This window comes from Streptomyces sp. RP5T, assembly GCF_003933965.1.
GTDB lineage: Bacteria > Actinomycetota > Actinomycetes > Streptomycetales > Streptomycetaceae > Streptomyces.
The window spans coordinates 1-10,295 of the sequence record NZ_RSAJ01000294.1; the positions used below are offsets into that span (position 1 = coordinate 1).

General features: G+C 71.6%; 9 protein-coding genes, 1 tRNA gene and 1 pseudogene. 5 read left to right on the forward strand and 6 right to left on the reverse strand.

Features of this window, described 5'->3' with window-relative positions:
* Positions 1 to 329: 329 nt before the first annotated feature.
* The 3 genes from EHS43_RS26615 to ftsH all read left to right on the forward strand — a co-directional run bounded on the left by EHS43_RS26615 (position 330) and on the right by ftsH (position 3,926).
* Positions 330 to 1,409 (forward strand): lysylphosphatidylglycerol synthase transmembrane domain-containing protein, encoded by a 1,080-nt coding sequence (locus EHS43_RS26615; RefSeq protein WP_260470728.1) that lies wholly within the window; start codon positions 330 to 332, stop codon positions 1,407 to 1,409.
* 254 nt (positions 1,410 to 1,663) lie between these two features.
* Positions 1,664 to 1,861 carry a YHS domain-containing protein gene (locus EHS43_RS46665; protein ID WP_185806422.1) on the forward strand — a complete coding sequence of 66 codons (198 nt, stop codon included), beginning with the start codon at positions 1,664 to 1,666 and terminating at the stop codon, positions 1,859 to 1,861.
* A 31-nt stretch (positions 1,862 to 1,892) separates the two neighbouring features.
* The gene (ftsH, locus tag EHS43_RS26625) at positions 1,893 to 3,926 is read left to right on the forward strand and encodes an ATP-dependent zinc metalloprotease FtsH (protein WP_125193287.1); all 2,034 of its coding nucleotides are present in this window, start codon (positions 1,893 to 1,895) and stop codon (positions 3,924 to 3,926) included.
* 471 nt (positions 3,927 to 4,397) lie between these two features.
* Here the strand turns inward: ftsH and EHS43_RS26630 are convergent, their stop codons facing one another.
* A complete protein-coding gene (locus tag EHS43_RS26630) occupies positions 4,398 to 5,450 on the reverse strand; it encodes a class I fructose-bisphosphate aldolase (RefSeq protein WP_125193288.1) in 1,053 nt (350 codons plus the stop codon).
* A gap of 166 nt (positions 5,451 to 5,616) precedes the next feature.
* A complete protein-coding gene (locus tag EHS43_RS26635; RefSeq protein WP_125193289.1) occupies positions 5,617 to 6,642 on the reverse strand; it encodes a 6-phosphofructokinase in 1,026 nt (341 codons plus the stop codon).
* A 244-nt stretch (positions 6,643 to 6,886) separates the two neighbouring features.
* Here EHS43_RS26635 and EHS43_RS26640 point away from each other — a divergent pair, with 244 nt between their 5' ends.
* Positions 6,887 to 7,417: an ester cyclase gene (locus EHS43_RS26640; RefSeq protein ID WP_125193290.1), complete on the forward strand. Its 531-nt coding sequence runs from the start codon at positions 6,887 to 6,889 to the stop codon at positions 7,415 to 7,417.
* Positions 7,418 to 7,772: 355 nt separating this feature from the next.
* Here EHS43_RS26640 and EHS43_RS26645 read toward each other — a convergent pair whose 3' ends face one another.
* Both EHS43_RS26645 and EHS43_RS26650 read right to left on the reverse strand, forming a co-directional pair.
* Positions 7,773 to 8,180, reverse strand: a complete 408-nt coding sequence (locus EHS43_RS26645) for a hypothetical protein (RefSeq protein WP_125193291.1) — start codon at positions 8,178 to 8,180, stop codon at positions 7,773 to 7,775.
* A gap of 30 nt (positions 8,181 to 8,210) precedes the next feature.
* On the reverse strand, positions 8,211 to 8,810 hold the full coding sequence (locus EHS43_RS26650) for a TNT domain-containing protein (RefSeq protein WP_185806423.1): 600 nt from the start codon (positions 8,808 to 8,810) through the stop codon (positions 8,211 to 8,213).
* Positions 8,811 to 9,374: 564 nt separating this feature from the next.
* Between EHS43_RS26650 and EHS43_RS26655 the strand changes: the two are divergent.
* Positions 9,375 to 9,635, forward strand: a pseudogene (locus EHS43_RS26655) (tyrosine-type recombinase/integrase); the annotation flags it as partial.
* Between the two features lie 83 nt (positions 9,636 to 9,718).
* Here the strand turns inward: EHS43_RS26655 and EHS43_RS26660 are convergent.
* Both EHS43_RS26660 and EHS43_RS26665 read right to left on the reverse strand, forming a co-directional pair.
* Positions 9,719 to 9,792 (reverse strand) — tRNA-Pro (locus EHS43_RS26660).
* 34 nt (positions 9,793 to 9,826) lie between these two features.
* A partial coding sequence (locus tag EHS43_RS26665) for a Pr6Pr family membrane protein (protein ID WP_185806424.1) occupies positions 9,827 to 10,295 on the reverse strand: 469 nt, incomplete at its 5' end.

The window sequence follows — 10,295 nt, forward strand, 5'->3', positions numbered from 1 at the left end:
CCCGCCTCGTCGACCGGGCGGAATACACGTGGACCGCGGACCGGCTGATCCGCGCCTGCGCCGAGCTGGGCACCCACGTCACCGACGAGGGCGACCGGCTGGCCGTCGACTGGCCCCGCCCCACGGCCCGGGCGGACTGACCCCGTCAGCGGCGCCGAGCAGGCCGGCCGAGGCCGGGAAGGAGGCAGGCGGCCGTGGAACGCAACCGCCGCAAGGATCCGCGGTGCGGCCCGGCGACCGGAGCGGTACCGCGGGGCCGCCACCCCCGGCTGTTCCCCGGCCCCACCTGCCAGGTCAGCCGTCCTCGCACCGCCCGGGAGTGAGGGCCGATGTCCGGGCGGTCGGAACCAGGGGCGGTGCGCCGCGCCGGATGGGAGACGGGCCGTCCCGCGCCACCCGGGATGCTGTGGTGGCTGGGGGCCGCGCTCCTCGCGGGGGCCGTGATCCTGGTCGCCGTCCTGCGACGGCGTGAGCTGGCGCAGGCGTACCGCCTCATCGCCGAGGTGCACCCGCTGCCCGTGGCGCTCGCGGTGGGGTGCGAGGCGCTGTCGTTCGTGTGCTTCGCCTGCGTGTACCGATGGCTGCTGGCGGCGGGTGGCGCGCGCTGGAGTCTGCGTCGCACGACCGCGGTCGTGGTGGCCGCCAACGCGGTGGCCGGCGCGCTGCCCGGCGGGGCGGCCTTCTCGGCCGCCTGGGTCTACCGCCAGTTGCGCCGCCGCGAAGTGGAACAGGTCCTCGCGGTCGCGGTCCTCGTCATGGCCGGCGCGCTGTCGGCCCTGAGCCTGGCCGTCGTGTTCGTGGCCGGCGCGGTCGCCGCGGGACCGGCGGGACTGCGCACCGTACTGCTTCCCCTCCTCGGCCTGCTGACGGTGGTGGCGATCGCGCTGGCGGTGCTCGGAGCGTCCCGCTGCACCGGCTTCCGCACCGCGGCGGAGCGGGTATGGCGGCGGGTCGGCCCGCGCTCGCGCCGCGTCCGGCAGGCACAGCAGGAGCTGGCCCGCCTGGTCGAGCAGGCCCGTGACCTCCAACCCGGCCTCCGGCCCTGGTTCCGTCCGGTCACCTGCGCGCTGCTGAACTGGGCCCTCGACCTCGCCTGCCTGGTCGCCGCCCTGTGGGCCCTGGACATCGGCGTGCCCTGGCACGGCCTGCTGCTCGCCTACGTCCTCACCCAGATCCCCGGCAGCCTGCGCCTGACCCCCGGCAGTCTCGGCGTCGTGGAGACGAGCCTGTCCGCACTCCTCGTGCTGTACGGACTGCCGCCGGCCTCGGCGATCGCCGCGACGCTCCTGTACCGGGCGATCAGCTTCTGGGCTCCGCAGCCGGTCGGCTGGGCGAGCTGGCTGGCGATCACCCTGTCGGGCCGTCGCGGTGACGGTGACGGTGTTCACGCTCGCCGTGCCGCGCGGTGAGGCCGTCGCGGTGACGGTGGGGATGACGGAGGCGGGCGTTCACGCCCGGCTCCAAGGGCATCGCACCGCACCGCACGGCCGCCCGACGAGCGGGGCGTATGGGCCGGGTAGCCCCCCTGCGCGGGACGGTGGGCCCCTGTGGCGCGGAGCACGCGGCCATGACAGTGGACGTATGCCCCACCGTTCAGCCCTCTGGACGCGCGCCGGGTGCCGACGGCCCCGCGCCCTGCCGCATCCCGGAACCGGAGGCCGACGTGAGCATCCGCCGTCACAACCATCACCGGCACGGAAGTCCGGAGACGGTCACGGACCCGGTGTGCGGCCTGCAGATCAGCAAGTACGGGGCCACCGCCCGCCGCGAGGCCGGCGGGACCCTCTACCACTTCTGCTCGGCGCGCTGCACTTCCGCCTTCGACGCCGATCCGGCCCGCTACATCACCCCGACCGGGTAGGCCGGCCACCCGAGCACGCGCGGAGGACGCCATGACCAAGCAGGCCCAGCCGCCACCTCCCGGGAACCGGCCTGTGCCCACCGCGCCGCCACCCCCGCCGGCCTGGCGGCACTGGCTGTGGCCCCTGGCGGTCCTCCTCGCCGTCGGTCTGTGGGCGGTGCTGCCCGGGCTCCAGCCCACCGGAACGCAGAAGGTGAACCTGACGTACTCGGCGTTCCTCGACGACGTCGACGCCGGCAAGGTCAAGTCCGTCACGATCAAGACGGACGGGGACACGGACGGCACGCTCACCGGTGGACGCCGCTTCACCACGGTCGTCCCCGTCCAGCTCGCCGGCGACCAACTGCTCGGCCGGCTGGAGAAGAAGCACGTGGAGATCACGGCGTCCCAGCCCTCCACCTCACCGTCCGGCGGCTCGCAGGTCCTGTCCTGGATCCTGCTGCTGGGGCCGATCGTCCTGATCGTCTGGTTCTGGCGGCGTCTGTCCAAGGGCGGGGCCGCACAGATGACCGGGGCTCTGGGCGGGGTCGGCAAGTCCCGGGTCAAGGTCTTCGACGCGGAACGGCCCGAGACCACGTTCGCCGACGTCGCCGGGTACGAGGGCGCCAAGTCCGAGATCGCCGAGGTGGTCGACTTCCTGCGGCGCCCCGAACGCTACCGGCGGGCCGGGGCGATGGCCCCGCGCGGCGTGCTGATGGTCGGCCCGCCCGGGACCGGCAAGACGCTGCTGGCCCGCGCGGTCGCCGGTGAGGCGGAGGTGCCGTTCCTGTCGGTGGTCGGCTCCAGCTTCGTGGAGATGTTCGTCGGCGTCGGCGCCGCCCGGGTGCGCGACCTGTTCGCCGAGGCGCGCAAGCGGGCCCCTGTCATCGTGTTCGTCGACGAGATCGACGCGCTCGGCGGCCGCCGCGGGGCGGCCGGGGCGGTCGTCTCCAACGACGAACGCGAGCAGACGCTCAACCAACTCCTCGCGGAGATGGACGGGTTCGAGGCCGCCGAGGGCATCGTCGTGCTGGCCGCCACCAACCGCCCCGAGGTCCTGGACCCGGCTCTGCTGCGCCCGGGGCGCTTCGACCGGCAGGTCACCATCCCGCTGCCCACTCTCGCCGAGCGTGCCGCGATCCTGGCGGTGCACTGCCAGGACAAGCGCCTGGGCAAGGACGTCGACCTGGAGAAGGTGGCCCGCGGCACCCCCGGCTTCTCCGGCGCCGACCTGGCCAATCTGGCCAACGAGGCCGCCATCGTCGCCGTACGGGAGGACCGCGAGGAGTTGACGGACGGCGACTTCGACACGGCCCGCGACCGGATACTGCTCGGCCGCCGCGAGGGCTCGAACGTGCTGCTGCCCGAGGAGAAGGAGGCCGTGGCCGTGCACGAGGCCGGGCACGCCCTGGTCGCCGCGCTGTCGCCGAGTGCGGACCCGGTCGCCAAGGTGACCATTCTGCCCGCGGGCCAGGCCCTCGGCGTCACCGAGCAACTCCCTCTCGTGGAGCGCCACTTGTACGGCGAGGACCACCTCACCCAGAGCCTGGCCGTACGGCTCGGGGGACGCGCCGCCGAACTGGTCGTCCTCGGTCAGGGCTCCACGGGCGCGGCCAACGACCTCGCGTCGGCCACCGAGCTGGCGACGAAGATGGTCCGGGAGTTCGGCCTGTCGACCGAGCTCGGACCGGTGGGCTATCCGCAGGGCGGCTCGGTCTTCCTGGGCGGCGGCGGGACCGCCATGTCCAGCCGGCCCTTCGCCGAGGCCACCCAGGCCATTGTCGACGCCGAGGTCGCCCGCCTGCTGCGCGAGGCCGAACAACACGCCACCGAGCTGCTCACGCGGCACCGGACGCAGCTGGAGGAGCTGGCCCAGCTGCTGATCAGGCACGAGACCGTGGACGCGACCGTGGTCTACGGTCTCCTGGACGCCGAGCCCCCCGGGGCGCATCCCGCCGAGGACACCGTCACCTCGCGCCGAGTCTCCGTCACCAAGGAACCCGCCGCGCATCGGACCGGCCACCTGCCCGCCACACCCGGTCCAGGTCCCGGACGCGAGAGGCCGCTTCCGAAGGCCGAGCCCTGAAGGGTCCCGCGCCGAGGCGCTTGGGCCGCGCCGAGGCGCCTTGGGCCGCGCCGAGGTGACTTGGTCCGCGCCGAGGTGACTTGGGCCGGTCGGCCCCCCGGGGGAGTCGTTCGCCCCATGCCCGGGAGCCGCACGGGGTGGGAGAGTTCAGGACGAGCCTGCGAGCCGGCGGCGGGGAGGCGGCGGCGGGGAGGCGGCTTCGTCCGCACCTCGTCCGCACACCGCCTCGGCGCCGACGTTGCCCGTGGCCGTGCAGGTGCGGCCACGGACGGGCAGTGTCTCGTGGGCGGCGTCGGTTTGGGGACCGGCGCAGGCCGCCCAAGCGGCCCTCGGGAAAAGGGGCGGGCCGGTCACCCGCCCCGGTGCCGGGTTCTGCGGGGCCTGCGGGCGCCTGCCGGGCGACGATACGTCGTCCCGGGTGATCCTCGTACGGCCCGCGGACCCGGCACCGGCACCTGTATCGGCGAGGGATCAGGCGAGGGTGACGCTGTCATCGAGGTAGACGTCCTGGACGCCGTGGAGCAGGTCGATGCCTTCGGCGGTGGGGCGTTGGAAGGCTTTGCGGCCGGTGATCAGACCGGTGCCGCCGGCCCGCTTGTTGATGACCGCGGTGCGGACGGCCTGGGCGAGGTCGCCCTGGCCGGCGGAGGCGCCGCCGCTGTTGATCAGCCCGACACGGCCCATGTAGCAGTTGGCGACCTGCCAGCGGGTGAGGTCGATGGGGTGGTCCGTGGTGAGCGTGTCGTACAACCGCTGGTGGGTCTTGCCGAAGCCGAGCGCGGGGTAGCCGCCGTTGTTCTCGGCCTGCTTCTGCTTGACGATGTCGGCTTCGATGGTCACGCCGAGGTGGTTGGCCTGGCCGGTGAGGTCGGCGGAGACGGCGTAGTCCGTGCCGTCCTTCTTGAACGCGGGGTTGCGCAGGTAGCACCACAGCACGGTGAACATGCCGAGTTCGTGGGCGCGCGCGAAGACCTCGGCGGCCTCCCGCAGCTGGCGGTCGGACTGCTCGGAGCCGAAGTAGACGGTGGCACCGACGCCGGCCGCGCCGAGGTCGAAGCACTGCTGGACGCTGCCGAACATGATCTGGTCGTAGTGGTTGGGGTAGGTCAGCAGCTCGTTGTGGTTGAGCTTCACGATGAAGGGGATCCGGTGCGCGTAGCGCCGGGACACGGCCCCGAGCACGCCGAGCGTGCTGGCGACCGCGTTGCAGCCGCCCTCGACGGCGAGTTCGACGATGTTCTTCGGGTCGAGGTAGCGGGGGTTGGGGGCGAACGCCGAGGCCGCGGAGTGCTCGATGCCCTGGTCGACGGGCAGGATCGACACGTAGCCCGTGCCGGCCAGGCGGCCGTGGTCGAAGAGGGACTGGAGGTTGCGCAGCACGCGGGGCGAGCGGTCGGTCGCGGCCACGACCCGGTCGACGAAGTCAGGACCCGGCAGGACCAGGTCCTCCTTCGGGATCCCCCGAGCGGTGTGGGTCAGCAGGTCCTTCGCGTCGTCGCCCAGTACGGCTTGGACATCGGTCATCGTCGCACCCCCAAGGAGTTCGCACGGCCGTCTCTCGGACGGCCGTCTCTCGGTTCACTGCCACTGTGTGGCGTGTCATGACCGCCCAACAGAGCCCGTAGGACCCCTCCGGGGACCGAACGGCCCCCCGTCGGCCACTCGGCGTCGCGGCCGCGCCGGCCCTGCCTCAACCGAAGAACACCTCGAACTCCTCGTACAGCGACGGATCCACCACCTTGGTCCGTGCCGTGGCGTCCGCGAGGGGAACACGGATGATCTCGGTGCCGCGCAGGGCCACCATCACGCCGAAGTCGTCGTCCTTGACCGCGTCGACGGCGTGCAGTCCGAAGCGCGTGGCCAGCCACCGGTCGAAGGCGCTCGGCGTGCCGCCGCGCTGGACATGGCCGAGGACCGTGGTGCGGGCGTCCGTGCCGGTGCGCTGGGAGATCTCCTGGGCCAGCCACTCGCCGATGCCGGAAAGGTGCACATGACCGTACTCGTCCAGGGACCGGTCCTTGAGGATCATCTTTCCCTCCTTGGGCACGGCTCCCTCGGCGGCGACGACGATCGGCGCGTAGTTGGTCTTGAAGCGGTTCTGCACCCACGCGCAGACCTGGTCGATGTCGAACGGCTGTTCAGGGACGAGGATGACGTTGGCGCCGCCCGCCACCCCGGCGTGCAGGGCGATCCACCCGGAGTGCCGGCCCATCACCTCCACCACGAGGGTGCGCATGTGGGACTCGGCGGTGGTGTGCAGCCGGTCGATGGCCTCGGTCGCGATGCCGACGGCGGTGTCGAAGCCGAAGGTGCAGTCGGTGCCGGACACGTCGTTGTCGATGGTCTTCGGTACGCCGACCAGGTCGATGCCGTGGCGGCTCAGCTCGGCGGCGGCACCGAGAGTGTCCTCGCCGCCGATCACGACGAGCGCGTCGATGCCGTGCGTGCTCAGGGTGTCCTGGATGCGCTGCACCCCGTCCTCGTGCTTGAACGGGTTGGTGCGCGACGAACCGAGGATGGTCCCGCCGCGCGGCAGGATCCCCCGCACGTCGGCGATGGTCAGCGGCACCACACGGCCCTGGAGCGCACCGAGCCAGCCGTCGCGCAGGCCGACGCACTCGAAGCCGTACTCCTGGACGCCCTTGCGGACGACGCTGCGGATCACCGCGTTGAGTCCGGGGCAGTCACCGCCGCCGGTCAGCACTCCGACCTTCATGACTTCCTCCTCGTCTCCCCGGGCGGACGCCGACGTTCGGCGGGTGCGCACGGGGAGAGCCAGGTGGCTCCTTCTCCATCATGAGCGCCGCGGCTCCGGGCAGCGACTCCTCCCGGGCCCTTCATCAAGGACCTTCGGCCCTGTGAAGGGGCTCTTCGGCGGCCGTGCGGGGTGGCGTCGTCACGGGGGCGGGGTCAGGCTGGAAGAGACCTCGGGTTCCGGCGAGCAGCGCCAGGAGGAGACCATGAGTGCACCCAGTTCACCCGTCGTGCCCGCAGACGTCGCCCGCAGCGCGGCGGACGCCCTCGACGCCGGCGACCTGGACCGCTTCGGCGACCTGGTCCACGACGACGCCGTCTTCGAGATCCTCCCCTTCGGGGAACAGCGCGGCCGGGTCGCGGTCCGAGAGTTCTTCGAGGAGCTGCGCGATGCCCTGCCGGACTTCTCGATGACCACGGAGGGGGTGACGGGGGACGAACGAAACGCGGCTCTCGAGTGGCGGATCCGGGGCACGTTCGACGGCAAGCCGTTCCAGGGTTTCTCGCCGAACGGACACAAGTTCGACATTCGCGGCATCGACTTCGTGGAGATCGACTCCGGTCGGATCCGCCACGACCGCGTCACCTTCGACGGCGCCGAGTGGGCCCGCCAACTCGGCCTGCTCCCGCATCGGGGCTCGGCAACCGAGCGGGCGATGGTGACCGCCTTCAACATGAAGACCTGGGCCACGGACCGCTGGCAGGAGCGCACACACAGTCGCCAACATCGCCACTGACCACCTGGGCCGACGCCCCCAAGCGGTCTCCAGGAACCACTCAGGGGCCTGATCCATGAACTGGATCAGGCCCCTGAACTGATACTTCACTGTCGGGCCTTGGAAGAGGTCAGGCGCAGACGCTCAGTGGCTGCAAGGTGCACTACGGGGCGTCGGTAGATCCCGCTGGGAGGACGGAGACGTATGCCGTCCCTCGACCGCCGCAGGGCGCTGGGCGAATCGGTGGCCTCGCGCTGGGCCAGACCCCGTCTGTGGACGGGTCCGGGAAAGTCCGACTGTTCGCGCGCCGGCACCCGTGAACACCTCGGCCGCCTCCCCCGAGTACTTCGTCACCGGGGCGAGGCCGGGCGCCGGGTCATCCCGCTGGCGGGGGTTGCGTACGACCGTCGTCGGGGCGAGGCTCTTCCGTGGTCCGGCCTCGGGCCTCGGTCAGGGCCTGGTCCAGCGCCTCGCGGGCCCGCCGTTGGATGCCTTCACCGTCGCGCAGGAGCTGATCCATCTCCTCGGGAGTGGGCGGTTCGGGCGGAGGCCCCTCGCCGGTCAGGCGGTCGTGGAGCCAGCGGCATGCCTGGTCCTCGTCCGTGAACCGTTCCCACACCTCGCGCGTGCCGCGCTCATGGACACCCACGGCCCACAGGCCGCCGCGCTCCTCAAGGAAGTAGCGATCGGTCATGTGAGGCCCGTGGGGACAGTCCTGGATCTCGTAGTACGCCTCCGGGACGCCGGCCGACCGAAGAGCGCGGCACAGCTCGAACCGGTCCATGGAGCCAGTCTCCCACCACGGGTCACACGGTCACGACCGGGACGGATACGTGGTCTTCAGCCGTACGAGGGTGCCGTTGTTCACCAGGTCGGCCACGCTGGTGCGGGGGATGCTCGGGCAGAACGAGCTCGATGTCACGTACTGGGTGCCCGTGCCCGGTTGCTCGAACGCCGGCGCCTGCGGGCCCGCGCACACGGTGACGTCCTTGGCCAGCCGGTACAGGTGGTAGTCGTAGGGGTAGCGAGGGTCGATGGTGTTGAGGCTGGACGGCGGGAGCGCCCTCAGCCCGTACGTCGTGCCTGCCGGGGCGAGGAACCGGCCCGCCTCGGCGCCGAAGCGGTCGAGCATCAGGTTCTGGTTCGCGTGCAGCATCAACGGCGCCGCGATGACAGTGCCCTGGGCGTTGTGCGCGAAGCCGTCGTCCGGCGGATAGCGCCAGTCGCCCTGGCCCGAATCGGCGGCCGGATTCCACCAGCGGTCCAGGAACTCCACGGCGGTGAGGCCGCCGAGCCGGTCGTAGCCCTTGACGATGGCTCCCACCGGCCCGCGGGTCGGCAACCGCCTGGGGCCGAGCCGCCAGTCGCCGCAGAAGTAGTAAGAGCGGTAGGCCGCGGGGATGGGGTAGGGCACCAGACCCCTGCACGGGCGTGGCTCACCGGGCCCGGTTTGCCCGTCGCCGGGCTGCGCAGGAGGTCCGATCGGTGAGGGTGCCGCTGGTGCCAACGTGTCCGGCCGGGCCTGCCGAACGGCTGCCGCCCTGCCGTAGTGGTCGGCCGCGCTCGCGGACGACGAGACTGAAGCGCCCATGACGAGGAAACCGGACAGGCTGACCGCGGAGACGACGTCGGCCCACCATCTTGACGATTTCACTGAACCTCCCGAAGGGGGCCGATGGCCGGCAAGCTGCCCGGCCAGCCGGGGATCGGCCACGGATCATCCGATAAGACGGGATCACTGAAACCGCGAGGAGGGACAAGCGTGAAGTGACGTGCCGTAGCTGCATCCGAACGAATGCCTTGGTTCACACGGGGAGCTCAACCGGCGAGCGGCCCCCGAAGCTAGTGCGGTTGTGGTCCGAGCGGAGGTTGCGTCCAGGGAAGTGGTGCACGGGTTCGACCCGATCCGGGGGTTTGCTCCGGCATCGGGATGGTGCCCGCGTAGATGAACGGCCACCGGCTGATCTTCGAGGTGTCGAAGCTCGAAGGGCTGAAGCCGGAGTGGACCCCGCGGGAGCTCCGGCACAGCTTCGTGTCCCTGCTCTCCGACCTTGGCATCCCGCCGGAACGCGTCGCGCTCTTGGTCGGTCACAGCAGCCAGGCGACGACAGAGGCGGTCTACCGCAAGCAGCTCCGGCCGGTCATCACGGAGGGCGCCGAAGCGATGGACGACATCTTCGCCGAAGATCAGGAAGAGGAGGATACGGAGGAGGAAGGAGAGGGCGACGCGGTGGCCTGACCGGGATTCGTTCGGCCCCCTGTTTGGCCCCCGGGCATGAAAGAGGCCCATTCGCGATCAAGCGAATGGGCCTCTGACCAGCGTCGGGGTGGCGGGATTTGAACCCACGACCTCTTCGTCCCGAACGAAGCGCGCTGCCAAGCTGCGCTACACCCCGATCGTCGCTGCTCGTCGCGGCGACGTCGTTTACTTTAGCCCACCGGTGGCTGGAGACGAAATCCGGTTTTGGAGCGGTGGCGGATGGGGTTCGGGCGGGCGTGGTCGAGGGCGACCAGGAGGATCGCGAGGACGTAGAAGGAGAGGCCGAGGAGCAGGGCGTTGCCGAGGACGTTCTTGTAGCCGTGGAGGTCGACGTCCAGGAAGGGGTACAGGTAGCGGCCGGACGTGCCCGGGGGGATCAGCTCGCCGCGGGCGAAGGAGAAGAGCAGGTACGCCAACGGGTACAGGAGCCAGGTCGCCGCCTGGCGCAGGTGCAGCCGGCCGGGGGCTGTCAGCAGGAGCCAGTCCGCCAGTGCCGCCGCCGGGATCGCCGTGTGCATGACGTTGGCGGTCACCGCGTGCCAGCCGGTCGGGTTCGCCGCCTCGCCCGTGAGGAGGAAGGGGCTCGACGCGTTCGCCAGCAGGACGTGGTGCACCAGGGCCGTGATCACGGCGTACAGG

Excerpts from the sequence above, each read along its gene's own strand:
- EHS43_RS26615 (WP_260470728.1), top strand. The coding sequence starts at position 330 with ATGTCCGGGCGGTCGGAACCAGGGGCGGTGCGCCGCGCCGGATGGGAG.
- ftsH (WP_125193287.1), top strand. The coding sequence starts at position 1,893 with ATGACCAAGCAGGCCCAGCCGCCACCTCCCGGGAACCGGCCTGTGCCC.
- EHS43_RS26640 (WP_125193290.1), top strand. The coding sequence starts at position 6,887 with ATGAGTGCACCCAGTTCACCCGTCGTGCCCGCAGACGTCGCCCGCAGC.
- EHS43_RS26630 (WP_125193288.1), bottom strand. The coding sequence starts at position 5,450 with ATGACCGATGTCCAAGCCGTACTGGGCGACGACGCGAAGGACCTGCTG.
- EHS43_RS26645 (WP_125193291.1), bottom strand. The coding sequence starts at position 8,180 with ATGGACCGGTTCGAGCTGTGCCGCGCTCTTCGGTCGGCCGGCGTCCCG.
- EHS43_RS26635 (WP_125193289.1), bottom strand. The coding sequence starts at position 6,642 with ATGAAGGTCGGAGTGCTGACCGGCGGCGGTGACTGCCCCGGACTCAAC.